This window comes from Nostoc sp. CENA543 (assembly GCF_002896875.1).
GTDB lineage: Bacteria > Cyanobacteriota > Cyanobacteriia > Cyanobacteriales > Nostocaceae > Trichormus.
This window is the reverse complement of the sequence record NZ_CP023278.1, coordinates 5,635,280-5,660,786: the sequence shown is the minus strand read 5'-3', so window position 1 is coordinate 5,660,786 and position 25,507 is coordinate 5,635,280. Positions and strand designations below refer to the sequence as shown.

The 25,507-nt window shown below is 42.2% G+C and carries 17 protein-coding genes; 3 read left to right on the top strand and 14 right to left on the bottom strand.

Annotated features, from left to right (window positions below):
* Positions 1-10 precede the first annotated feature (10 nt).
* Positions 11-724: a DUF4058 family protein gene (locus CLI64_RS23625; protein ID WP_264082466.1), complete on the top strand. Its 714-nt coding sequence runs from the start codon at positions 11-13 to the stop codon at positions 722-724.
* A 67-nt stretch (positions 725-791) separates the two neighbouring features.
* On the opposite strand, the gene CLI64_RS23620 is transcribed toward CLI64_RS23625, so the two are convergent.
* Complete coding sequence (locus tag CLI64_RS23620) at positions 792-2,510, bottom strand: pentapeptide repeat-containing protein (RefSeq protein ID WP_192881587.1); 1,719 nt, start codon at positions 2,508-2,510, stop codon at positions 792-794.
* A 789-nt stretch (positions 2,511-3,299) separates the two neighbouring features.
* On the opposite strand from CLI64_RS23620, the gene CLI64_RS23615 reads away from it, so the two are divergent.
* Positions 3,300-6,296: a zinc-dependent metalloprotease gene (locus CLI64_RS23615; protein WP_103139510.1), complete on the top strand. Its 2,997-nt coding sequence runs from the start codon at positions 3,300-3,302 to the stop codon at positions 6,294-6,296.
* Between the two features lie 76 nt (positions 6,297-6,372).
* Here CLI64_RS23615 and CLI64_RS23610 read toward each other — a convergent pair whose 3' ends face one another.
* The 8 genes from CLI64_RS23610 to purC form a co-directional block, all read right to left on the bottom strand.
* Positions 6,373-7,338 (bottom strand): DUF4351 domain-containing protein, encoded by a 966-nt coding sequence (locus tag CLI64_RS23610; protein ID WP_103139509.1) that lies wholly within the window; start codon positions 7,336-7,338, stop codon positions 6,373-6,375.
* Positions 7,339-7,471: 133 nt separating this feature from the next.
* A complete protein-coding gene (locus tag CLI64_RS23605; RefSeq protein WP_264082510.1) occupies positions 7,472-8,668 on the bottom strand; it encodes a DNA cytosine methyltransferase in 1,197 nt (398 codons plus the stop codon).
* Positions 8,669-8,967: 299 nt separating this feature from the next.
* Positions 8,968-10,134 (bottom strand): lipid-A-disaccharide synthase, encoded by a 1,167-nt coding sequence (lpxB, locus tag CLI64_RS23600; RefSeq protein ID WP_103139507.1) that lies wholly within the window; start codon positions 10,132-10,134, stop codon positions 8,968-8,970.
* Positions 10,135-10,293: 159 nt separating this feature from the next.
* Entirely contained in the window at positions 10,294-11,112 is an 819-nt protein-coding gene (gene lpxA / locus CLI64_RS23590) for an acyl-ACP--UDP-N-acetylglucosamine O-acyltransferase (RefSeq protein WP_103139505.1), read from the bottom strand.
* A 336-nt stretch (positions 11,113-11,448) separates the two neighbouring features.
* Positions 11,449-11,958 (bottom strand): 3-hydroxyacyl-ACP dehydratase FabZ, encoded by a 510-nt coding sequence (gene fabZ / locus CLI64_RS23585; protein ID WP_103139504.1) that lies wholly within the window; start codon positions 11,956-11,958, stop codon positions 11,449-11,451.
* Positions 11,942-12,856, bottom strand: coding sequence for a UDP-3-O-acyl-N-acetylglucosamine deacetylase (gene lpxC, locus CLI64_RS23580; RefSeq protein ID WP_103139503.1), 915 nt, complete (start codon positions 12,854-12,856; stop codon positions 11,942-11,944). The genes fabZ and lpxC overlap by 17 nt, the downstream gene beginning before the upstream one ends.
* A 213-nt stretch (positions 12,857-13,069) precedes the next feature.
* Positions 13,070-15,649 carry a BamA/TamA family outer membrane protein gene (locus CLI64_RS23575; protein ID WP_103139502.1) on the bottom strand — a complete coding sequence of 860 codons (2,580 nt, stop codon included), beginning with the start codon at positions 15,647-15,649 and terminating at the stop codon, positions 13,070-13,072.
* Positions 15,650-16,014: 365 nt separating this feature from the next.
* The gene (gene purC / locus CLI64_RS23570; RefSeq protein WP_103139501.1) at positions 16,015-16,749 is read right to left on the bottom strand and encodes a phosphoribosylaminoimidazolesuccinocarboxamide synthase; all 735 of its coding nucleotides are present in this window, start codon (positions 16,747-16,749) and stop codon (positions 16,015-16,017) included.
* Between the two features lie 583 nt (positions 16,750-17,332).
* Here purC and CLI64_RS23565 point away from each other — a divergent pair.
* Positions 17,333-17,611 (top strand): hypothetical protein, encoded by a 279-nt coding sequence (locus CLI64_RS23565; protein ID WP_103139500.1) that lies wholly within the window; start codon positions 17,333-17,335, stop codon positions 17,609-17,611.
* A 53-nt stretch (positions 17,612-17,664) separates the two neighbouring features.
* Here the strand turns inward: CLI64_RS23565 and CLI64_RS23560 are convergent, their stop codons facing one another.
* From CLI64_RS23560 to CLI64_RS23540, 5 genes are all read right to left on the bottom strand, one after another.
* Positions 17,665-20,241 carry a GAF domain-containing protein gene (locus CLI64_RS23560; RefSeq protein ID WP_103139499.1) on the bottom strand — a complete coding sequence of 859 codons (2,577 nt, stop codon included), beginning with the start codon at positions 20,239-20,241 and terminating at the stop codon, positions 17,665-17,667.
* Positions 20,242-20,379: 138 nt separating this feature from the next.
* A complete protein-coding gene (locus CLI64_RS23555; RefSeq protein ID WP_103139498.1) occupies positions 20,380-21,537 on the bottom strand; it encodes a glycosyltransferase family 1 protein in 1,158 nt (385 codons plus the stop codon).
* A gap of 6 nt (positions 21,538-21,543) precedes the next feature.
* Entirely contained in the window at positions 21,544-22,188 is a 645-nt protein-coding gene (locus CLI64_RS23550; RefSeq protein ID WP_103139497.1) for a DUF4291 domain-containing protein, read from the bottom strand.
* A 7-nt stretch (positions 22,189-22,195) separates the two neighbouring features.
* Positions 22,196-23,350, bottom strand: coding sequence for an NAD-dependent epimerase/dehydratase family protein (locus CLI64_RS23545; protein ID WP_103139496.1), 1,155 nt, complete (start codon positions 23,348-23,350; stop codon positions 22,196-22,198).
* Positions 23,351-23,509: 159 nt separating this feature from the next.
* Positions 23,510-25,171 (bottom strand): DUF3352 domain-containing protein, encoded by a 1,662-nt coding sequence (locus CLI64_RS23540; RefSeq protein ID WP_103139495.1) that lies wholly within the window; start codon positions 25,169-25,171, stop codon positions 23,510-23,512.
* Positions 25,172-25,507 lie beyond the last annotated feature (336 nt).

The following is a 25,507-nucleotide window of genomic DNA, read 5'->3' as shown; positions in this document are numbered from 1 at the left end:
GTTCCCCGGTATGGATCCATATCTTGAAGGCTATCTGTGGAGTGACGTACACAACGCCCTTGCTAGCAAAATCCGTGCTTTTCTCGCCCCACAGTTGCGTCCTAAATATGCTGCAAGGCTAGAAGTGTATGTTGTGGAAGATATTTCTCCTGCTAGTGAAATTGGTATTTTGTACCCAGATGTTGAGGTATTAAAGATTAGAGAACGTCGTGATTTAAGTGCTCCCGTTCCCTCATCAAATACTGCCACAACCCCAGCACCTCTGACACTTCCGGTTATCCAACCTGTTGCAGTCCGCATCCCCACAGTCGAAATTCGGGATACAGCCAACAACCGACTAGTATCCTGTATCGAAATTCTCTCCCCCGTTAACAAACGTGAACCAGGTATTACTGACTATCGGAAGAAACGACAACGTTTATATAATGCCAACGTTCATTTAATTGAAATTGATTTGCTGCGTCGGGGAAATCGACCATTTAACCACCCCCGCCTTCCAGATGTTCCCTACTTGATCACTTTAACGCGGGCTGGGTCTGGTTTAATTGATGTGTGGCCTGTGAAGTTACAGGATACCCTCCCAAAAATACCCGTTCCGCTTTGCGAAGGCGACCCCGATGCTGTACTGGAACTACAAGCTGTGCTGAATGCTATCTATGATGAAGCTGGGTATGATTTATCTATAGACTACAGCCAGCCACCGCCGCCACCAGCCATAAGTTAGTCTGACTCTAAGCTTATGAACCAGGGCTAAAGCCCTTACTACAAGCCAGTTAGTCTGAGAATATCAATTATTCTAAACCCAACTGCCTCTTTAACGTCACAGGGACGTTTAATGCTGTCTCTAAACCCCGCACCCCTTCCCATTGTTGCTTTTCACCCCAGTGACTGACTTCTAAGTTGGCTTCGGTAACATCTGTATCATCAAGAATACTGTAGGTGAGATTAGCTGCTGTTAAGTCTGCACCATTCAGCATGGCACCACTCAGGTTACTACCAGTTAAATTGGCACTATTGAGGTTAGCAAAACTCAAATCAGTACCTAGAAGCACCGCATCACTTAAGTCTGCGCCTGTTAAGTCAGCTTCACTGAGAATACCACCACTCAAGTCAGCATCGTTGAGAATGACGCGACTGAGGTCAACGCCACTCAAGTCAGCACCTAAGAACATAGCACCGTTGAGTTGAGCATCGCTGAGTTTGGCACCGTTGAGTTTCGCATAGCTGAGGTCGGCGGAAACGAGGCTGGCTGCGCTTAAGTTAGTGCTGAATAAAATTGTGTCGCTGAGGTTGCTGCCATTGAGAACAGCCCCAGATAAGTCAGCCCCACTCAAGTCAGCACGACAAAGATCAGCGTGGTTGAGGTGAACATTTTTCAAGTCAGCGTCACTGAGATTTGCCCCAAACAGTATGGCGTTGGTGAGGTTGGCGCGCGAGAGTACAGCATCTCGGAGGTTAACACCACTCAAATTAGTGTGACAGAGTTCAGTATCATTGAGTTGACAACTACTCAAGTCGGCGCGACTGAGGTCAGCACGACTCAGATTTGCCCCTGTGAGGTTTGCCCCTGTCAGGTTAGCACTGCTGAGGTCTGCGTGAGAGAGGTTTGCCCCTTGGAGATTGGCCCCACTAAGATTAGTATCACCCAGGTTAGCACCTGCTAAGTTAGCATCTTGAAAGTTGACACCAGTTAAGTTAGCGTCTCCTAGATATGCTCCAGTCAGATTTGCGCTACTCAAATTGACACCGGTGAGATTGGCATCACCTAAATATGCACCTTGCAAGTTAGCACCTTTGAGAAATTGCCCAACGATGTTACTAAAATTACCAATCTCTATGGCATCACTATAATTAATTATCCGCAGGAGTTGAGATGTAAAAAAGCTATCTGTGTCTGGTTCTCCAGATGAATAAAAGTTAATTTGATGCGGTAAATCTTCTTGTTTTTGAGCATATCGATGTATTTCTAAGAGTAAAATTAGTACATTTAAACCTGTATATATATCTACTTGTCTTAGCCCGATCGCCTGATTTTTTGCTACCATTGCCATCAGTTTCTGCTGTGGTAGGTTATCACTAGGAGGTGCATCGATAAATTCTCCTTGACACCAACGCTGATAAAAACCTAATAAGCGGTGAAATAGTGCTATGGGTTGCCATTGCTGGGCTAATATCAGCGATTTTGTCAGTTTATCTACTATTTCTACTGTCAAGGCACTGCTGCCCAACAAATCATAAATTTCTGTATACAGTTGGCGATCGCTCAGATAAAACTCGCTATCATTTCCTGTGTTTGTCCACGTTTCTAATTTAGTTTGTAACTCTTTAAGGAAAATATCTTTTTGGAAATTATCTTGATTAGTTTTAACGTTTGGCTCTCGATTTTGCCTGTAGTTTCTAGGGTTTAAAATCTGTGATGGTATTAAGTTTTTTTTCAGTGGTCTATCTTGTGACCTAGTGCTTTTAACGTAACTTTGCAGTAGTTTCCAAACTTGAGGTAATTGTGACATTTTTTTAGCCATTAATACTAATTATTTTTGATTATTAAGATTTTAGAAGTAGGAGACTAGGAGTTAAAGCTTTTTGTTTTTAGTATTTCCTGTAAGCTAATTAGAAAGTGCTGTTAGAGACTTCCAGAGAATAAATTATCCAATTTATTTAATGATATTTTTCTTTACTCCCCCTGCCCCTTTGCCTACACAGTGATAGTATATTTCTTTAGTTGTAAGTGCCTTAGCTGATGGGAAAGACTGAATTAGTATTGTTGGCGCAGTCTGTATTGGATAAAACCTATCTTTTTAAGAAAGCTGTATAAATTAGCCATCAGTAATTAAGCTTAGTTAGCCATCTACAAAATTTTGAGTAGCAAAGTATTTTTCTGATTAAAATGGAATTTTTAAACTGGTGTAGGAATCTGCTTTGATTCTGAAATCATTTGCTCAGGAAGGAAGGAAGAAGGAATAAAAATATCCTGATTTCCGTTCAGAACTCGGATATGCGTCCTATAATTTCGTAATTGTTTCAGAAAAACTAGTCATTTTCAACTATTTTGACTAAAATATGGTATCTAGTGGAGCTAATTTAACTACGCCAATGCCAAAATAATCTGTGATGTTGGCAAATCAAATGATTGTTATAAAAAATACTACAACACAATTAGACAACAAGAATAAAAATATTTATTAAAAGTATCTTGATTGGCAAATTGTCGGTAACTGGTCGGTTAAAACTAATAGCTACCAGTAAAAATATCTATTGGGCATCAAGTTAATTAATTATAGTGATTAGGGATAAACTCAATGAAGAGGTTAAGTTTTTATGTGATTGGGCTGCATAGTTTTTTGTTGACGATCGCCACGGCTCAAGCTCAATCACTGCCTCAGAATCTAAATCATCAAAGTTATAAAAATAGACAAAATATAGCTGCTCAATTCCAGGTAAATATCAATCAAAAACCACCTATATATAAAAGACCTCAAATACCATCCCAGCAATTAGTAACTTCGACTCTCAAGTTAACTCCGCAATCTGTGGTGCAGCAACCGCAACAAGTATGGGTAATAGATCAGCAGCAACAGGTAAAAAGCCAGTCTTTCTATTGGCTAGCACAAGATTCTCAAACATCATGGACACAACCATTACTCAAAACCGAGAAACCAACAGATACAGCAGAAAAGAAACCACAGACAGCATCTAAGCCAGCAAAGAAAGATGAATTAGAAGCATTTAACGAAGTTATTAAAGATACGGAAAAGTTAGACGGTTTATTTACTTTATATCGCCATAAAGAAAAGAATAAAATCTATTTAGAAATTAAACCAGAACAACTGAATAAAAATTTCTTAGCTACCACCACCCTAGAATCTGGAATTGGGGAAAAGGGAATTTATAGTGGACTGCCATTGCAAGAATTTTTATTTTATTTCCAACGCGTAGATAATAAATTAAATTTTGTCGTGCGTAATGTGAATTTTCGCACCCGTGAAGGTGATCCGCAAGTGCGATCGCTAGCTAGGTCTTTTAGCGATTCACTGCTATACTCTGTCACTATCAAAAGCATTCATCCCCAACGTCAAACCATATTGATTGACTTGGGTGATTTACTCCTCACAGATTTAGCCGGATTAGGTTTTAGTATAGGTGTTGCCCCCAATACTGAACAATCCTATTTTGGTAACGCTAAAGCCTTCCCTCAAAATCTGGAAGTGGAATCAGTGTTGAATTTTACGGGCATTACGAGCAAAAATAATGAAGCTCTCGATGTGTCATCGTTAGCTGACAATCGGGGTTTTACACTCCGAGTTCACTATAGTCTATCCCAACTACCAAATAATAACTATCGTCCCCGCTTTGCTGATGAACGGGTGGGTTACTTTATCACCGCCTACCAAGACTTATCCAAAGATGATCGCGATGATCCCTTTGTCCGCTACATTAATCGTTGGCATTTAGAAAAACAAAACCCTGAAGCCGCCATATCTCGCCCGAAAAAGCCGATAGTTTTTTGGATTGATAACGCCGTGCCGCTAGAGTATCGTGATGCCATTAGAGAAGGGATACTTATGTGGAATCAAGCCTTTCTCAAAGCCGGATTTCAGGATGCTATCGAAGCCAAACAAATGCCAGATAACGCCACTTGGCACCCGGCAGATATTCGCTACAATACCATTCGCTGGATTAACACTGTCGATGGTTATTTTGCAATGGGGCCATCCCGTGTTAACCCCTTAACTGGGGAAATTTTAGATGCAGATATCTTAGTCGATGCCAGTTTTGTCCGCTTTCTCAAAGGCCAATATGAAAAACTGGTACAACCTAATCAAGCTACAAATCGCACTACCTTAACAGAATTAATCCGCGATCGCCGTTTGTGTCAAAATCGTCTCACAAACTCAGATAATAGCCAAGCCCATCAAATCTTACAGCGATTATCCCTATTAGCCAGTAAATACGATGTGTGCTACGGCATAGAAGCCGCCAATCAATTTGAGTTTGGTGCTATGGCGATGTCGCTATTACAAGACAAACCCCCCTCCCAAGAAGAAGTTAAACAGTATATCCATGAATATTTACGTTTAATTATTGCTCACGAAGTTGGTCATACTTTGGGTTTACGTCATAACTTCCGGGGAAGTAACTTCCTTTCCCCAGAAGAAATGAATAATCCTGAAATTACTCGTACCAAAGGTTTGACAACTTCGGTAATGGATTACATTCCTCCCAATATTGCCCCCCAAGGCAAAAAACAGGGAGATTATTTTCCCAAAATGGTTGGCGTTTATGATCAGTGGGCGATTCAATACGGTTACACAGTCACTCGCGCCCAAACCCCCATCGCCGAAAAGCCGATATTACAAGAAATCGCCAGCCAGTCTGAAAAACCTGAGTTGAGTTACGCTACCGATGAGGATGTCTCAGTTCTTGATCCCACTGCCGATGCTTGGGACTATAGTAGCAATGTCCTAGTTTATTCCCAGTGGCAACTAGATAATTTACGGGTAATGTGGGAACGTCTAAATCAGCGTTACCCAATGGCGGGAGATAGCTACAGTGATGTCAGATACAGATTTAACACTGTTCTTGGCAACTACTTAAATAATATTTTCTACACCACAAAATATATTGGTGGACAGTCTTTTTATCGGATGCAAGCTAGAGAAATTTCATCTAGCAACTTGGGGAATTTATCACCCAGATTACCGTTTACTCAAGTGCCAGTCGAAAAACAAAGACAAGCTTTAACAACTCTGCAAAAATATGTTTTTGCTGACAATGCTTGGAATTTTCCCCCAGATTTAATTAATAAATTAGCACCTTCGCGGTGGCGACATTGGGGGAGTTCTCCAGTAGTGGGGCGTTTAGATTATCCTGTGCATGATTTGGTGTTGCTATTTCAAGGTGCAGTTTTAAGAGACTTACTTTCAGGTAGTCGCCTTTCCTTAATTAAAGACATTGAACTCAAAAGCCCACCCAACAAAGCCCTCACTTTACCAGAATTATTTGATACTCTACAAACTGGTATTTGGACTGAAGTCATACAGCCGCAAAAAGGAACGCTGAAAATCACAAGTTTCCGGCGCGGTTTGCAAAGGGAATATTTGGATATTTTGATTGCTATGGTGTTACGTCGAGAACGAGTCCCAGAAGATGCCCGTTCACTGGCTTGGTATAAACTGAAACAGCTAAATGAAAGACTGCAACAGGTGAATACTAATGATGAGTATACCAAAGCCCATTTATTAGAAACACGCGATCGCATCGAAAAAGCTTTGAATGCACCATTGCAAAGTAACTAAATTTTTGGGGTGAAAAACTTTACAGCATCCTCAAAAGCCCGATGGTGATTGAACAGGGGAGGTTTTCAGCAATTAGTTAAACGGTGGGGTTTGCATCGAGCCAGTTGAATAAGTCAGCGATCGCACTAAAATCTAATAAAGCTTCACCCAGTGTTTCCAACTGTTCTAGAGAAAGACTTTGAATCTGTTCCCGAACTTCTGCGGGTAAATCTCCCACCCGTTTTTGCAGTAACCGTAGTACAAGTGCTTGCTCACCTTCCTGTTTTCCTTCTTCCTTGCCGCGCTCGTAGCCAATGCGCTCACCTGTGGTAATGTAACTCATAGTACGCTCCTGCTCAAATTGTTTAAACTCTTGCCAAAATTCTGCTTCTAAAGGTTTTGGCAAAATCATCACCCAATCTATGAAACGATAAAGGTTACGAATATCCCTTTCTTGTAGTCCTTGTTCATACAATCGCCGAATCAGGCTAAATTTCCATGCTTTGCGTTCTCCTGGTTGCTTAGTGGTTTGCTGTGTCTTTAAATGTGCCATTACCACAGTAGCAAAAGGATTATCACTAGCTTCTAATTCTGCCCAACGATTTTGATAATCGAGTAACTTGACACTACCAAATCGAAAATGCAAGGCACAATCAGGATAATTATAACTGTATTGATTTGGTCGCCAATTTGAGTCAGCATCACACAAAATTGCTAAACTGATGGCAGGTTGACCAAATTTGTCAAAGATTCGCAAGTTATAAGAAAACATCCTTTCGGCAAAGTTATCTTCTGGTTTGGCTTGGATTTCTACATGAATCAATAGCCAAATTTCCTCTCCTTGAAGTTGCCAAACTTTGACTAATTTATCAGCGTATCTTCTACCCTGTTCAGCCTCCCTGGCTATTTGTTGAAATTCCTTGTCGAGAAATTCGTGGGGACGTTCCCAGTTAATTAGTGCGGCTGTTTGGGGGAAGAAAAACTGCATTGCTTGGGGAAAGTACGCTTCTAAAATTTCTTTCCACGGTGAATCATTATCGGTTCTTTCTCTTTCCTGGCTCATGGGTTACTGTTCTAGCTTGAAAAAGGGGTGTAGGGGTGTAAGGGAAAGACTTTTTCATGTTTTCTTGTGTATGTAGTTCATGATGGCTAATTAGTAAATTTTTCCGCGCTTCGACATAATGCCAATTCAAAACTTAAAAGTAATAATATTGTTCAGCTTGGGAGATATTTAGCTGTAAAAGCCTTTCTTCTCCCAATTGATACTCAATACTAGGTTTAACAGGCGATATCTTTAAACTGCGAATAATCTCTTGAGCTACTGCTTTAGCTAATAAAGGCGGTACAGAATTCCCGACTTGACGAAAACCATGCCATTTGGTGATGTGGAATCTAAACCAATCTGGGTAAGAATGTAGACGCGCAGCTTCCCGCACAGTGATACATCTGGGGGAAAAAGGGTGAATTGGTCGAGGCGAGGTAAAAGAACCTTTATATTTATCCGTTCCCGCCCTCAAAGTATTGCACACACCAGCCGGATGTAACTTATGAAATCGGCTAATAGGTTCTCTCTCTCCTTGGTGAGTCTCCTGAAAACGTTGTCTTGTAGTTTCTGAGTGATTTGTTCTCAGACTGGAAGATAAAATTCGGGTGTCAAATTGACGAGGATAAGCATAATTATCTGTAGTAGTCCTGATTCCGCGCATCACCTCAGCATAAATACTAGGTTTTTTATATTCTGCAATTACCCAATCTCTATGTAATAACTCTGAATAATCTTCCGCCTCTGGTAAATCGCCGATCGCTTGCCAAACTGTGGGACAAATTGGTAATTCTGAGTTATCAGATAAATTTGGATGGGGTTTGGCTATTTGGGTAATTGGCTGGGGATAATTGGGTAAGGTGATATCTTTTCTCGCACCCAGCAAAAATAATCTTTCCCGCGCTTGAGGAACACCATAATTAGCAGCATTAAGAATTTGATATTGTTCTTCTACTTGATAACCGTAAGCTTTAAATTCATCAATTAATAGTTTGAGGATTTGTTTGTGTTCACCAATGGTAATTCCCCGAACATTTTCCATTACAAAAAACTTTGGTTGTAACTCTAAAACCAACCGATGAAAATGAAACACCAAAGAATTACGGGGATCATCAAAAATCCGTTTACCCATCAACGAAAAACCTTGACAGGGAGAACCACAAATTACCGCATCTATTTCTTGATCACCAATGAGCGATCGCTCCCTAATTTCCAAACCAGTCGTCTGTTCTACACTTTTACACAACACCGTGCAGAACGGAAAATTAAACTCATGGGTAGCACAGTGAATTGGGTCAATTTCCACCGCCGCCAACACATCAAAGCCAGCCTGCTCAAAACCAAGGGTCATTCCACCCGCACCCGCAAACAAATCTACTGCGATGGGACGTTTTTGAGTGGTGAGTGAGTGCTGAGTGCTGTTAGCGGTAGCGCGGCGTTTAGCCGGTGCTGGGTGCTGGGTGCTGAGTCTCATTTCTAACTGTGAGGCTGATTGATTAACCCTGATTCACATTTAAGCTTTTTGATTAGCGATTTTTATCAACGTTTAAGACGAATTATGGTGTCTCAACCATATTTTGGCAACAGGGCTGAATTCAAAATTTAAAATCCAGAATCATCACTACCATTTTCCACCCAACTCACTACTCATCACTCAGCACTCCCAAGCATTTGCAAAATTTCTTGAGCTGCGCGATCGCACACTCCCAATTCTCCCAAACACTGGCGCATTTGTTGGTAATCTGCCAAGGTTTGCTCTCGCTTTTGAGGATTCAGCAATAATTCCATTGCGGCTTGGGTAATGTTTTCTGGGGTGGCTTGTTCTTGCAATAACTCCGGCACAATTGGTTTCATCACCACTAAGTTAGGTGGCGACGCAAAGGGAATAGAACCTCTGAGGATAGTTCTCGCAATCCAGGCGGTGACGGGATGTAAACGATACACTACCACCTGCGGCACGTTTAATAAAGCCAGTTCTAAGTTCACTGTGCCGGATTTGGTAATGGCGAAATCAGCCGCCGCAAATACTTCTTTTTGTTTACCTGAGAGAATTGTCGCCCTCAGTCCATAACTTTTCACAGCCTCCTCAATTGGCTTTCTGTAAACTTCCAACGACAGGGGAATCCAAAAGTGAGCTGTTGGTAGTTTGCTTTGGATATTTTGGGCAGCTTGAAAAATTACTGGCAGTAAATATTTTAATTCTTGTTTTCTGGAAGCAGGCAGAAGTGCGATCGCTATCTGCTCGGCATCAATTCCTAATTCAGCACGGGCTATTTCCCGGCTAGGCGCGTCTTGCATCCGGTCAATGAGGGGATGACCTACCCAAGTGACATTCGCCCCATTCCGGCTAAAATAACGGGCTTCTTCTGGAAATATTGCCAATAACTTATCGGTAAATCCCACAATCCGAGAAGTATTTTGCAAACTCATCGACCATACCCACTCCTGCGGCGCAATATAGTAAGCCACAGGCACATTCGGTAAATGCTTTTGCATATAACTACCGATGCCAATATTCGGCCCCATGTAGTCAATTAACACCACTAAATCGGGGGGATATTGTTTTAAATAGGCGATCGCCTGACGCTGTACTCTTAAAGTTGGCAAAACATAAGGCAAAGATTCCAGAATACCCATCGAACCAATACCACTGGTATTCCCCAAAATCTTTGCCCCAGCCGTCGCCATTTTGTCACCACCCAAGGCGACAATCTCCAATTCTATACCCGCCGCCACAGCTTGACGCTGCAACGCCGCAATCAACAGCGAGCCTTGCAAATCGCCAGAAACTTCACCAGTGCTAATAAATATTCGCATTGAAAATCCAAAAGTTAGGGATTGGGGATTAGGTATTGGGGACTGGGGATTGGGGACTGGGAATTGGGGATTGGTAAGAAATTCTACCTTGTCTACCTTGTCTACCTTGTCTCCCCTGCCCCCTGCCCCCTGCCCCCCTGCTTCCCCTGCCTCCCCTGCCTAAGACTCATCACTCCCGCTTACTCTCCCTCTGCCGGGAATCAAGCCTCGTCTTCCTGGCATTTGGGACAGTAACAGGAAGCGGCGGAGGTTTTGCAGGGTTTCGGTGTCTCCCAATGATTCGAGTTGTTCTAAAGCTTCTTTAAAACTGAGACTAGAACGGTAAAGTATGCGAAAGGCTTTTTTGAGTAGTTGTAACTCGCTGCTATCAAATCCCGAACGTTTCAGACCTACTAAATTCAGGGTTCTAATGCGTCCTGGGTTGCCTTCTACGAGCATATAAGGCGGCACATCACGATCAATGCGTGCCATTCCTCCTACCATTGCGTGTCTACCAATGTGTACGAATTGATGCACACCTAAAACGCCGCTTAGTCTGGCGCGTGACTCTATATGAACGTGTCCAGCTAGAGCTACGGAGTTTGCGATAATAACTGAGTCTTCAATTACACAGTTATGAGCTACATGAACATAAGCCATCAGTAGGTTGTCATTGCCAATGATTGTGGCTTCCCCTGCACCGGTGGCGCGGTTAATGGTGACGTACTCGCGAATCAAATTGCGATCGCCTATTCTTACCCAAGTCGGTTCGCCAACAAACTTGAGGTCTTGGGGTTCCATCCCGATGGCTGCGCCAGGAAAAATTTGATTTCCTACACCAATTTCACAAGGCCCTTCTATAATTGCGTGCGCGCCGATAATAGTGTCAGCACCGACTTTGACGTTTGCTCCGATCACAGCATAAGCACCGACTTGCACCGTTGGGTGTAGTTCCGAGTTTGGATGAATTACAGCAGTTGGATGAATCAGGGTTTTCAAGGGTCAATCTCCAGAACTGTCTTGATAAGCCAGTGCCTTGCTTTGCTGGCAAAGTAGAGACTCCTGGCGTAACTGAGTGTGTGATTCTTCATAAGAAGAAGGTCGGGCAAGTGAATGTGTGAGGTCGGCGAAAAACAATCAATTTCGGATTGGGGATTTTGGGTTGATGATTTCGAGATATTTTACCAATCAGTCGTTAAGAAGGTACTGAAGAAAATCATTCAAAATCGCCAGTTTCAAATCTCAAATCCTTTGGTGGCGGTTTTATGTAATTAGTCTTCTGCTTGGAAAATTTAAAACAGTCTACGGCTATACTCTCCACCACATCGGTAGATTTTAGTTAACCATAGAAAACATCAATTCGCCTTCAGCAGCAAGTTGACCGTCAACTTCTGCACGGGCTTGCATTTTGCTGAAACGACGCTGTTTAATCCATAACAGTTCCACTGTCATGGTTAGCTGGTCTCCTGGTACTACCTGACGACGGAAGCGGACTTTATCTATACCAGCAAAAACAAACAGTCCCTTTTCTGAATCTGGTAATTGTCTTAAAATCACACCCCCTACTTGAGCCATTGCTTCTACAATTAACACACCTGGCATCAGTGGTCTACCTGGGAAGTGTCCCTGAAACTGCGGCTCGTTAAATGTAACGTTTTTAATACCTACAGCCAGTTTACCTGGGACATAGTTGATAATTTTATCTACAAGTAGGATTGGATAACGATGGGGCAGTAGCTCCAGGATTTCTTCTGGGCTGAAAGTCGTCTGAATTTCAGGTGCAGCTGCATCGGGAGATGGAGAAGCGATCGCGTTATGACTATTGACTTCAGATAGGGTTGACATGGGTGGTGTAATTGAATTCGACTTTGGGATTTAGCTGGGATGGTGAATTTGAACCATCAGCTAGAATTTTTTGTGCCAGCTGAATATGTAAATTATGACTGGCTTTGTACGCCAAAAAATGCGCGCAGGGAAAATATCCCAATAAACTTAAATCCCCTACTAAATCCAAAATTTTATGACGGACTGGTTCATTTGCAAATCTTAATGGCGGATTTACCCAACCATCAGTACCACAAACCAGGGCATTATCTAAGCTACCACCTTTAATCAACCCAGATTTTTGTAAATATTCAATTTGATGAGCCAACCCAAAAGTTCGGGCTGGGGCTATCTCTTCACTAAAGCTCAAACCAGCTTGTACTGAATCGCTAACTTTACACCAACTATGCCATTGATTACCAATCGCTGGTAAATCAAAATCAATCCCGTAGCTAAAGCGGGTTTCGGACGCTGGGATCGCCGCTACAAAAGCATCATCTTGACGAATCCAGATAGGCTGTTCTACGGTGATGGGGCTTTGGGGTTGAGTAGCTGTTTGGGGAGTCAAACCTGCTTGTGCAATGCTATTTGCCCATATCCGCGCCGAACCATCTAAAAGCGGTACTTCTCCCCCATCAATTTCTATACGGGCATTATCTACACCCATACCCGCCAAAGCCGCCAATAAATGTTCCACTGTGCGAACCGATACTTCGCCTTTCCCCAATTGTGTTGACAGTACAGTTTGACTCACAGCCGCAACTTGGGCAGGAATAATAGGCGAATCCGGCAAATCGACCCTGACAAAATAACGTCCACTTCCTGCATCCGCCGGTAGTATCCGCACTTGGGTAGTAACACCGCTATGGAGTCCCACACCAGTTTGAGTAATTGCCGCAGCCAGGGTGTGTTCTAGCATAGGCACCAACTCAGTATATATAGGTTGTTGTTGTTCATATAAAGTCTTGGTAAAACCCTGAGCAAAAAATTAAATGGGGACTGGGGACTGGGGAGGTAGAGGGCAGGGGGCAGGGGGCAAGGGAGATAAGGTAGACAAGGTAGAATCTTTTCCCTAATGACTAATGACTAATGACTAATGACTAATGACTAATGACTAATGACTATTGACTACCTAGAATCTCTCGCCAATGCCAAAGTTAATCCGGCTCTCACCGTCGTCATTGAGACCGTAGTCGATGCGGATTGGGCCAAGGGGTGATTGTACGCGCACGCCTAAGCCGTAGCCGTAGCCTGTGCCGTTTTTATTCAATATTTCAGCTGCTCTGGTGGTAGTACCTAAGTCGCTACCGACATCAAAGAATAACGCGCCACTAATAACTGAAAATACTGGAAAACGATATTCTACTGATGCTTGTACGTAGCTGCGGCCACTGCTCAGTGTGCCTTCTTCATAACCACGCACGGAGTTACTACCGCCAAGGGTAAAGGCTTCATAGGGAGGTAAATCACCGAAGACTGTACCCCCTTGGATGTTAAAGGCTAGGGTTTCGGGGCCTTTGGTAAAGCCTGTAAATTTCACGGGTAAATATTGGCTATAGCTACCCCGCAGTCTGGTAAGGAAAATACTACCTGAACCAATGGGTACTGATTGGTCTACACCGAAACGCAGGAAAGAACCACTAGTAGGTTGTAAAGGATTGTTGCGGCGATCGCGCTGCGCTCCTAACTGTAGGAACAATAAATCATCTTCTCCTGTACCGGAAAAACTCAGGGGAATAGTTTCACTGGTACGGTTGCCGTTATCATCAAATACTGCCCCCTCTTTTCTCAAGTTACCGTCAGCATCACGGGTAGTTACTCGTTGATACTGGAATCCGGCTGAAGCAGTCCATTCGGCTCTTTCGTAAGGATTACCAGATAAAGGACGGGTGAAGGTTATGCCACCACCAAGGCGGGTGACACGGGGACGGTCTTGTTCATCAGTGTTAGTAATATTATTCGGGTCAAATGTTCTAATATCATTATCCTGACCGTCAAAAATCAAGGAAATAGAACGGCGACGGAAAATATTGGCTGTATAAGAAGTCCGGTAAGGATCACCTGCAATCCAAGGATCTGTGAAGCGGAGGTCAAATAGTAACTCCCTTTCGCCAACTTGGACTTCAGCTCCTAGTTTTTGGTTTCTACCGCCCAGGTTTTGCTGCTGATAGCTGATTGTACCGAAAAGTCCACTCGCAGAACTAATCCCCGCGCCTGCCGCAATAGAACCACTACTACGCTCAACTACATTCACGACTATATCAACTTTACTAGGGTCAGTGCCAGGGTCAAGGGAAACGTTGACATCTTCAAATAATCCTGTCCCGAATACCCGTTGTAGGTCTTTTTGTACGGTGTTGCGGTTAAATACTTGTCCTGGTTTTAACTCTAATTCCCGCTTAATTACATACTCTCTGGTGCGACCTCTAATTGGTTCACCTTTCTCGTTGACATCTTGACCTTCTTTGTTACGGAAGCGGACTTTAATGTTTTCTACCACGCCTTCCGCCACTTGCAGGGTGACAACTCCACTTTCGGTTACTTGTGGCGCACCAACGACGTTAGCTAAAACATAACCTCGGTCTTGATATCGCTTAGTTAGTTGCTTGATGCCTTCTTGTAAGTCACGCAAGTTGAGAATTTTGCCGTATTGTTCACGGAAAATTTCATCCGCCGTTCCAGATGGCAGCACAGAAGCAACTCCAGTACCAGGGTTAGCTTGTATTTCTACTTTAGTTAACACGGGGTTGGGCTGGACAACAAAATTTACCCTGACACCCAAGGGAGTGTCCTCTGGCGCAGCTTGGACATTAGAGAAGAAGCCAGTAGCGAAAATAGCGTTAATGTCTTCTTGCAATTGTGTACGCGTGGTTGTCCGTCCTGGTTGGGTGCGGATCACATTATAAACTTGAGTTTCTAATTCTGGGGCAAGTTGTCCTGTTTGCGATCGCACCAACACTTCTGATACCAACACACGGGGTTCTGTAGTTTCTTGGGTGTTGCTGGGAGTGTTGAAATTATCCTGTGTTGCGGGGGGATTAGGAGAATCTGGTGTTGGGGTTGTGGGTGTTGTTTCTAATGTTGGTGTGTTTGCGGGTTCTGTTGTTGGGGTTGTAGGTGTTATTTCTAATGTCGGGGTTTCTGGTTCTGTTGTTGTGTCAGTGGGTGTTGTCTCTGGCGTTGGCGTAACAGGATTTGTAACTGGTGCTTGTACTAGTTGACTAGCTGTTCCCTGGTTACTTAATGCTGTTTTTGTAGTTGTTATTTTTAATGGAGACGAAGAAATAACTACAGGGGATTTAAAAACTGACTTTTGAGCAGTTAAATCTTTAGTAGTAGCAGATGAGACTGAAATAGTGGGAAGAGAATTAGATTTTTGAGCAGTAGAACTTGGGGTTGTAGCAATTTCTATAGTCGGTACAGTTACTTCTTTTGTTACCGTTACTGCGGATTTTGTCGATTTCTCATTAGATGATAAAGCAACCTTAGCAGAAGTTTCCGCAGTCGGAGTTTCTGCCAAGTTTTTCACTTCAGTAACTTGGGGCTGCTGTTCTGGTGCAGTTTCAACCTGTTCTAATTGTTGATTATTGGCACTTGGGGCAACTTCTGCTGTTACCTCTAAACTGTTAGGAGTTTGGGCATTAGCACTCAAAGAGCCGGTTAAAGGTGCTGTAATCGCTACAGCTGTCACTAATACGGGAGATAAACGCATTTTACTTATATTCCTCTTCACATCCACACACCATCACGATAATTAGGGATTGGGGACTAGGGATTTGGGACTGGTGACTATTACACAATATTCTTTCCCTAATTCCTCACTCAGCACAGGCTAACGCCCCACTTTTCTCAAAACACTCAAAACTCAAAATTCACACTGTGTGCAACTTTTATTTAAACCTAACCCCCAACCCCTTCCCTGGTAGGGAAGGGGAGCAAGATTTAAAGCCTCTCTCCTTGTAGGGGGGAGAGGTACTCTACGAGAAGAGCTTCGCTCTATGGAGAGGGGTTTCCAAAATAAGTCGCACATCGCGTAAACTCATTACTCATTACTCATTACTCATTACTCAGCACTCATCACTTAGTTTCTACCGCTTGCAACACCCTTTGTAAAACCTCCTGATAAGCATCTTCTACATTCCCCAGGTCTTTACGGAAACGGTCTTTATCCATAACACGGCGATTAGGATCTGTTTCCGTGACATTCCACAAACGACAGGTATCAGGACTAATTTCATCTGCCAAGAGTAAATTGCCTTGTGAGTCAACGCCAAATTCTAGTTTGAAGTCAACGAGAGTGATACCGCAGTCCAACCAGAATTTCTGGAGAAATTCATTAATTTGCAATGCTAGATGAGTAATTGCATCTACTTGTTCCGGTGTCGCTAGTTCTAGTAGTAAAAGGCGATCGCGTGTTAGTAGTGGATCACCTAATTGATCGTTTTTATAATAAAACTCTACTAGGGGTTGCTTTAATACTGTACCCAGTTCTAACCCTGTTTGTTGACACAGACTTCCAGCCGCAATATTACGGATAACTACTTCTAAAGGTAGGATTTTTACTGCCTTAACGCGCATTTGATGAGGCGCAGGGCTATCTATATAGTGTGTTTTAATACCAGACTTTTCCAACTGCTGAAACAGTTGGCTAGAAATACTACAGTTGATATTGCCTTTGCCAAGGATACTTCCTCGCTTTTGGGCATTAAATGCAGTTGCATCATCCTTGAAGTCTGCTAGTAAAACTTCAGGATCATCAGTTGCATAGAGAATTTTTGCTTTGCCTTCGTATAGCTTGGAATTAACAGACATGATGGAGGGTAAGATTTTAGGCGATGGACAGCTTTTGTGCTTTCGGGCTTCACCATTTTATCTTTAGTTATTCCCTATTAGCTATTCAAGTCTGGGGATTGGGGACTGGGAAGGAAAACCGATAACGAGTGACTATGAAACTCAGCACTCACCACTCACTACTCACCACTCCCCAGACAGACAACTGGTTAAGAGAGTAGGGATATGTAACCTGCAATAGAAGAGAATTATTTTTAACTATGATATTTGTAGAGTTCGGTTGTTTCGGAAATGCCAAATATTTGTATATATTGATACTTTAATTTTTGTATCATAAAGAAAAGTTACATGACAATTATGTAACAGATAAAATATGATGAAACAAACTTTATTAGGTGAATAGTATCTACAACCCAAAAAGTATCGAGTTTAATACAGACAAGACCAAAAAGCATTTTCAAACTATTACGCAGATTTTATTGCTAAATAAAACCCTAAATATTACCTAATTTCATAGTAGTTATACTTAAAAAAATAAAAGTTAGGATAAAAATGCTACTAGAAATTTAGTGTTAATGATGGAAGTCAAACGGGAGTTGAATAAATGGAGAAAAAAATAGTGAGTAAAGACAATTTTCTCTACCCTCGTGGTCGTTACTATGGTCAAGTCAAGCCAGAAAACTTGGTTTTTAATGCTAATCTCCAAGAATTTGCCCAAAAAATCAGTTACATCTGCAACCTAGAAACATCTGGAAAATTAAAACCAGAGGATGCTTACGAACAAATTAAAGCCTTGTGGAAAAACTTAAAGCGGACAAAAAAACAGTTACAAATTGGTGAGAACCCGTTTCAAGATGAAGGCGAAAACCCTGAAGAGTCATGAAACGAGAATTGGGCATTGGGCATTGGAAACAACCAATAACTAATGACTAATGACTACTTTACCGTGATTGTCCAAACACCATCCCAATCATCTGGAGGCGGTGTACGTTGGTAGTTATGGGCGCGTTCTAGTTGCAAAATGACTGCTTGGTCTGTGGGTTTGATGTGTTTGGCTGCCTCAAAATGGGCGATCGCTCCTGTAAAATTACGAGATAAGCAAGCTTCACGGCCAGCATGGTAGTGAAACAAAAACTCCTGGGTATTATCGTCTAAGGGAGTCGTGCGATCGCTAATGAGTTCGTAAATGTTTACGGCTTGGTGTTTACCTTTGACTCGGATTTTATCTAATTGACGTACCCAAATGCGATCGCTGCATAGTTGATAAGTAAATTCACTTAAAATAATGTCACAACCATATTCTTTTGTGACTGTCTCCAAACGGGAACTTAAATTTACACCATCACCAATAACTGTATAGTCCATCCGTTTTTGGGAACCGATATTTCCTGAGACTACTTCCCCAGAACTAATACCAATACCAATATTAATTTTCGGTTGAGCCTGAATAATGCGCCGTTGGTTAAATTCTTCTAAGCGTTGGCGCATATCTAAGGCTGATTGTACTGCGCGCCAAGCATGATTTTCGGTCAATGGCAGGGGCGCGCCAAATACAGCCATTAACGCATCACCAATAAATTTATCTAAGGTGCCTTCGTAGTTAAATACTGCTTCTACCATTGTTTCAAAATACTGGTTCAGCAGTGATACTACTTCCGCCGCACCCAGATTTTCGGTCAATGTGGTGTAACCACGGATGTCAGAAAATAAAATTGTTACTTCTTTCCTTTCACCTACCATTAAAGCATCTTCTCCCACCGCCATTACTTGTTCAGCAACGTGGGGAGTTAGATAGCGATACATGGCAGTTTTTAGGCGTTTCTCTTGGCTGATATCTTCCAATACAACCAACCCACCCCTGACACCGCCTTCTGGGTTAGTTAGGGGATTAACAGTTAAATTAATACTACGGTCTAGAATGCTAATCTGTTCGGAGGTGAGAAACTTGGACTGGGGAGTTAGGGGTAAATTCCAGGGAATAAAAATGTCAGGGTTAGTGCGATCGCGCACTGTCAAAATAGAATATTGAGCTTCACTAGTGAGTATACCTTCAGTATTTTGTAATTGATAAATTCCCAAAGTCAAACTTTGCTCTGGAACATAATGTCTAGCACCAGTTTTTAAACTATCTTCTAGACGCATTTGCAAATTGTCTACTGGTACAACCTCCCAAACCAGGCGACCAATTAAATTATGCTCCCACAAAATTTTATTACTTTTATAGTTAACATCTCCTAAAGGACAACCCAATAACTCTAAGGCTGCATCATTAATAGTGACTATGCGACCAGCCATATCTGTAGAAATTACTGCATCTGATAAACTTTGCAGTATATCTTTTTGATATTGTTTTTCTAACAGCACATTTTCAAATAAACGGGCATTTTCTAAAGCTATTCCCGCCTGAATATTAAAAGCTCGCATAAACTCTTCATCAGAGGCGGTAAAACTTCCTTGTTGTTTATTAATTAACTGCGTTACACCTATTAATTCATTCGCAGAATTAAATACTGGTAAACATAAAATGTTGCGGGTTAAATAACCAGTCCTTCTATCTGTAGTCGGGTCAAATCTTGGGTCTTTATAAGCATCAGGAATATTGAGAGCTTCCCCTGTGGAAGCTACATAACCAGCGATTCCCCGGCTAGTCGGAATCCGAATTTCCATCAAATTTTTCGTATCTGCGGCGGCTGCTACTTTTGTCCACAATTCCCCCATTTCTTTGCGGTACAAAAACAACGTACTGCGGTCAGCCTGCATTAAAATTCTCGCTTGCTCCATCACTATTTGCAAAGTAGCTTCTAAGTCTAAACTTTGCCCTAGTGTTTGCGTCGCTCGTAAAAGTGCTGTTGCACCTCGTTGGTTACGTGCAGCAACATAAAAAGATTGACAGGTTTCTAAAATAATGCCAATAGATGCAGCAAAATCACGAAAATGTTCTTCGTCTTCATAATTAAACGGTGTATCACCAGTTTTATTTGCTAGTTGGACTACTGCAACTACTTGATTTTTACTACTGACAACGGGCATACATAAAATATTGTGAATTGTATAGCCCATTTGTTTTTCCAAGTCAGGACTAAACAGAGGATGAGTAGCAGTTTCTCCTATGTTTAAATATTGACCTGTACTAGCAACATGACCAGGAATTCCAAAAGTAATAGGAGTACGAATTTCTAAAAATTTTTGTCCATTATCTTGAGGAACTTTTGACCACAATTGACTTTTATCATGGTCAACTAAAAAAATTGCTGTATGTTCTGCTTGAAGAATTTGACCAATTTTCAGGGTGATTGCTTCTAGAACTTTTTCCAGCATATTTTCTAGAGCTTCATTATTAATAAGTTCAATAGCTCTGAGAAATTGCTGAAATTCGGCAGTAATAAAGTCTAGTAAACAAACAAATTCATTAACAGAAAGGTCTTTCACCCGCCGCAATAAAGCGTGGGTGCGATTCACTTGAGTCAGTTCTGTTAATGTAGCCAAGACGCTACCAGGATTAGGAAGAGTCATTAGTTTTTAGTCACTAGTCATTAGTCATTAGTCATTAGTTTTTCCTTCATGATCCAGGAAAAGTAAAAAGTTGAAAGATGATTCTCTTTTGACTTTTTACTTTTACCTTTTGCCTTTGACCTTTCGCCTTTAGAGTCCCTATTCCCTAATTCCTGTCACCTGTAACCTATTCCCTGTGGTCTTGCCATACAGGATTTTTTGATAATAATCTTGTAGTTGCTGTGTAGCAGCAGCCCATCCCCATTTTTCTGCTTCTCGGCGGGCGTTTTTGCGGATGGTTTCGCGCTCTTGTTTGTTTTCTAATAGCTTAACAGTTGCGTCAATGGCATCTTGAATGTCAGCTTTGGGATCAAACAAATATCCGTTGATACCATCTGTGACAATGTCGGGAATACCACCAGAACGTGCTGCGACGACGGGACAACCGGCGGCCATAGCTTCTAGTAATACTAAACCTAGTGTCTCGGTGCGGGAAGGGAAGATAAAAGCATCAGCACTGGCGAAGGCTGAACCTAACTCTCGTCCCATGAGATAGCCGACAAAATTAGTATTTGTCCCTGCAAAGTGTTTTTCTAAAGCTTGGCGATGGGGGCCGTCTCCGACTAGGGCTAATCTGGCTTGGGGAATGGCTTCTAATATGGGTTTAATGCGCTCAATTTCTTTTTCGGCAGAAAGACGACCTACATACAATAATAAGGGGCTTTCTGGGTGATTTTGGCTGAGGCGATCGCGCATTTCTAAACTGGCTAAATCAGGGTGAAATAATTCGGTATCTACTCCCCTCTGCCATAAATCTACTCTTTCGATGCCATGTGATGAAAGTTCTGCCATCATGGCGGTAGAAGTACATAAATTTAAAACGGCTTGATTGTGCGCCCCTTTCAACAGTTCCCAAAGTAATCCTTCTAACATTCCCAAACCGTAATGTTGCAGATATTGGGGTAAATGGGTATGATAAGAAGCAACAAGGGGAATTTTCATCACTTTACTATAGAAAATCCCTGATAAACCCAAAACAGCCGGATTGACAACATGAATGATATCTGGATTGAACTGTTCTAGAGTGTAACCGATGGCTGGACGGGGTAATGCCATTTTCAATTCTGGATACAAAGGTAAAGGAAAGCCACTGACACCGTAAACTTTCGCTCCTTTGTGTTCAGTAATTCCACCCTCTGGCGCAACTACTAGAACTTGATTTCCTTGACGTTGTAGGTGGTCAACGGTATGACGTAGGCGTGTCACAATGCCGTCAACCTTGGGTAAAAAGGTTTCGGTGAATAAGGCAATTCTCATAGGAAATTATTCAGTCCAGGCGGATAATTCTAGCGTCTGTTGAATTTTGCTATCTACAACAGAGTAAACCGACTCCCGTGGTGTAATCAATTCTGTACAGTCAGAATTAATGTTTTGTCGCTGCTGTCGAACAAATTCGGAAATATCTTCGATGTTGACAATCCAATCTCTAGCATAGGCGGCTAAAATTTCTCCTTTTAATCCCAACTGTATCGCCCGTCTTTCTAATTTAGCCCCAGATGGGTGATGATCAGGGTACCATTGCAGACGCACCTGGGAATGCTTGAGAGCTGTTTGCCAAGCTTCTCTGGTGGTGTACAGTTCTGGTATGAAGCTAGAATGTACAACTTTGGTCGGTATTTCCTCAAAAGCTGTACGTTTTAGCCAAATAGCTAATACTACCTCCTGTCCAGGTTTTGCAGCCCATCCAGAACGGTACATTATCCACAAAAAATTGGTTTTAATCCAACTCATACGGTCAAGCTGAAACTCGCCACCAAAGTAGCCATGAGTGACAGCAAAGTTTGCAATAGCTGGACGATAAGCTTGATAAACAACGACTGTCTGGTCGTCATATTGGGCTAGTATATGACGACCAGTTTTCGGCCATTTACTGATTTGATTTACATAGGGTTCTGTAATTAGCCGCACAGTTAACCTAATTTCTATGCCAAGAAACTTTCGGTAAAATCTGCTTTTTATCAACGCGTTGTTGGTATTTTACCGCAAAGTTCAGCAGAGAATCCAGCAGAGAATCAGAGAGATAATGAGGCTGTAAACCTAAATCCAGCAATTTAGTGTTTTTAGCATTGAAATAATGTTCTTCTTTCTCAACTCTGGGATTGTCTAGGTTGCTGATTTCGACATTTAGTCCCAAAGCATTCCCGGCTTTCTTCACCATTAACGCCAAATCACCGACGCTGAATAGTTCGGTAAATTGGTTAAAGACGCGGAATTCACCAGGTTGTGCAGGATTGGCGATCGCAATTTCGATACAGCGCACTGTGTCCCGAATATCCAAAAAGCCGCGAGTTTGTCCACCTTTACCGTAAACAGTCAAAGGATGGCCAATTGCCGCTTGAATACAGAAACGGTTCAAAGCTGTACCAAACACACCATCGTAATCGAGACGGTTAATTAACAACTCATCCATTCCTGTTTCTTCGGTGAGGACACCATAAACCACACCTTGGTTTAAGTCTGTCGCTCTTAATCCCCAAATCCGGCAAGCAAAATGTATATTGTGGCTATCATGCACTTTGCTTAAGTGATACATTGAGCCTGGTTGTTTGGGATAAGGTAGGGTATCTTTACGCCCATTGTGTTCAATGGTGATGTAACCTTCCTCAATGTCAATGTTGGGTGTACCGTATTCACCCATTGTTCCCAACTTGACTAAGTGACAGTCAGGAAAATCTTCTTTCATTGCATATAGTAGATTCAGCGTTCCTACCACGTTATTGACCTGAGTCAGAACTGCGTGTTCTCGGTCAATCATCGAAAATGGTGCAGAACGCTGTTCACCGAAATGCACGATCGCATTTGGTTCAAACTTACGCAAAGTTTTTTGCAGAAATTCGTAATTAGTAATGTCGCCAACGAACAAGTCAATGGATTTGCCAGTCAAATCTTGCCAGCGTTGGAGGCGTTGCTGAATCGGTGCGATCGGCGTGAGGGTTTCCAAACCCAGTTCGTTATCCCAATGCCGTCTCACCAAACTATCTAATATTCCAACTTCATAACCGCGATTGGAAAGATACAGTGCGGTTGCCCAACCGCAATACCCATCGCCACCAATAACTAGGACTTTCATTTTCACCAGTTTTTACTCGCTGATAGCTTAATCTATCAGGTTTAGGTACCCCGTCACTCATCATTCTGGAAGATGTGTGACTGAGTGAGGCAGGGGCAAATCAATTCAAAATTCAAAATTCAAAATTCAAAATTAAATACCCCAATCCCCAGTCCCTCACTACTTACTGGGTTTAAGTGCTAACAACAACTCTATTTGACTAGTTGCTTGATCGGGACTTACGGCAGTTACACCGATACCGCGAATAGAACTAAGGATGGCATTAGCGTCAGGGGGTATGGGTTGTTGAGATTGGGCGGCAAAACGATTAACTATAGACATGGTTTTATCCATATCTAAGTAGAAGTAGCCGCCATTGGGTTTTTGTAGGGAACTAGTAATGGTTTTAAAACTTTCGCTATTTTCCAGAGTTTGATTTTTATTGACCAATGCTTCCGCGACTGGGCCTCCCACAGCTAAAAATACTGTATCTTGGTCTAGCCAACCGTGGGCAAATAAAGCACCTTGTTGGGGAATTTGCCATTCTGTAACGTCTTTACCATTGACGTTTTTGGTGGCAACGGTGATGCTTTGGGTTTTGGCCAGGTTATCTAACTTAGCAAGGGTAGCGGCTGCGGTTTGGCGATCGCTGGTATCAAAGACAATCGCACCACCAAAACCAACGCTAGCTAATATCTCTTTATCAGAGGGAACTGCACCCAGGGCAAATTCGCCATCCATCCAGCTAAAAATATCTTTATCTAGGTCGAAATTGGCTGTTTTTAGCTGGGAACGGGTTTGTTCTAAACCTTGCTTAAATTCTGGATATTCGTTTGACTGTTCGACAATGGTTTTCCAAGTTTGACTGATACCTTGTCCGGTAATTAAAGCAAAAGTATCTGCCGGAAATTGTCCGACAATTTTGGCGGGTGAATTTTGATATTGAAACTTGTTTTTGGTGGGATCTAAATTGGCGATCGCTTTGAATCTGACACCGTTATCATCTACACCCACAGCCGCCACCATCGATTTAACTTGTTGTAGTTGTTTAATGGTTTGTGGGGTTAAAGCTGTGCCAGAGGGGCTAGTAGCTGCAATTTGCTGAATCATCCCCGCATAATCAGGAATATAAATTTGTGCTAAAGAATTTTGGACATCTACACCTTTAGAGAAAACTAAATTAGCACCATCTTTAGTAATAAATGAAGGCTGACCTTTATAGGTATCAATAGCTTTTTCTACTACTGGTCGTTGGGGAGAAAATACCACATAGCTATTATTTAAAACTGCACTATATGTTGGTGAGCTATTACTTTCAGTGCTAGTTTCGGTAATTTTTTCGCCTTTATAGTCAGATTCTTTATTTTTAACTCCTTTTTGCCCTTTTAATTTGTTAGCAAAATTCAAAGCACTGAGTTTATCTCTAACGCCGGCTATCATCAGCACTTGTGGTTCTGGTTGTCGCTGAATACCGGAAGAGTTAGATTGACTCTGTGCTGGTGGTAACACAGCAATCATTAAACCACCCACCCAAGGCTGAATATCTTTTTCATAAGAAATATCATTGCTAGTCAAGACATTCTTATTAAAATTCTCTAACCCCTGAGTAACTAATTTTTGCGCTTCAGGAGTGCCGAATTGCTGTAACTTTGCCCAAGACTTGGGATCAGTGGTAATGTAAGTAGCCATCAATGCCGATGAGGGTACAAGTTTAGCACTGCTTAAAGCCCCAGCACCATCTCCAGCCGGCCCCCGCAAATACATATAAGCGGCGACACTCCCCACCACGACTACAACCGCACCAACCACAGGAATTAAAAATTTTGATTTATTTTCAGGCATTTTAGTAATCCTCTTTTCCCCAAATTGTTACTGAGGTGAATAGAAACGTCACTGTCAACTTCTCGGAATTATTATTTATAACTGGTGATTTTGCGGTGTGTACTAGTTAGAATCAGTCACTTACGCACTAACAGTAGCCCATCCCTCAAAAAATACTTCACAGGAACACAGTACGAATCCGCAAACGCCCTATTGTAAATCACAAAAAAATAGCTTGGTGAAAAATCGCAAGCTATCCTAATCTAGATTAATGATTACAAGTATTTGTACTGGGGATTGGGGATTGGGGACTGGGGATTGGGGAATGAGGGGAGTGTGGGGAGTGTAGGGAGCAGA

Coding starts and splice junctions, on each gene's coding strand:
- lpxC (WP_103139503.1), bottom strand. CDS start 12,856: ATGCTAGAACACACCCTGGCTGCGGCAATTACTCAAACTGGTGTGGGA.
- fabZ (WP_103139504.1), bottom strand. CDS start 11,958: ATGTCAACCCTATCTGAAGTCAATAGTCATAACGCGATCGCTTCTCCA.
- CLI64_RS23620 (WP_192881587.1), bottom strand. CDS start 2,510: ATGTCACAATTACCTCAAGTTTGGAAACTACTGCAAAGTTACGTTAAA.
- CLI64_RS23545 (WP_103139496.1), bottom strand. CDS start 23,350: ATGAAAGTCCTAGTTATTGGTGGCGATGGGTATTGCGGTTGGGCAACC.
- purC (WP_103139501.1), bottom strand. CDS start 16,749: ATGTCTGTTAATTCCAAGCTATACGAAGGCAAAGCAAAAATTCTCTAT.
- lpxB (WP_103139507.1), bottom strand. CDS start 10,134: ATGCGAATATTTATTAGCACTGGTGAAGTTTCTGGCGATTTGCAAGGC.
- CLI64_RS23555 (WP_103139498.1), bottom strand. CDS start 21,537: ATGAGAATTGCCTTATTCACCGAAACCTTTTTACCCAAGGTTGACGGC.
- CLI64_RS23540 (WP_103139495.1), bottom strand. CDS start 25,171: ATGCCTGAAAATAAATCAAAATTTTTAATTCCTGTGGTTGGTGCGGTT.
- CLI64_RS23605 (WP_264082510.1), bottom strand. CDS start 8,668: ATGACCCTTGGTTTTGAGCAGGCTGGCTTTGATGTGTTGGCGGCGGTG.
- CLI64_RS23575 (WP_103139502.1), bottom strand. CDS start 15,649: ATGCGTTTATCTCCCGTATTAGTGACAGCTGTAGCGATTACAGCACCT.
- CLI64_RS23625 (WP_264082466.1), top strand. CDS start 11: ATGGATCCATATCTTGAAGGCTATCTGTGGAGTGACGTACACAACGCC.
- CLI64_RS23615 (WP_103139510.1), top strand. CDS start 3,300: ATGAAGAGGTTAAGTTTTTATGTGATTGGGCTGCATAGTTTTTTGTTG.
- CLI64_RS23610 (WP_103139509.1), bottom strand. CDS start 7,338: ATGAGCCAGGAAAGAGAAAGAACCGATAATGATTCACCGTGGAAAGAA.
- CLI64_RS23565 (WP_103139500.1), top strand. CDS start 17,333: ATGGAGAAAAAAATAGTGAGTAAAGACAATTTTCTCTACCCTCGTGGT.
- CLI64_RS23560 (WP_103139499.1), bottom strand. CDS start 20,241: ATGACTCTTCCTAATCCTGGTAGCGTCTTGGCTACATTAACAGAACTG.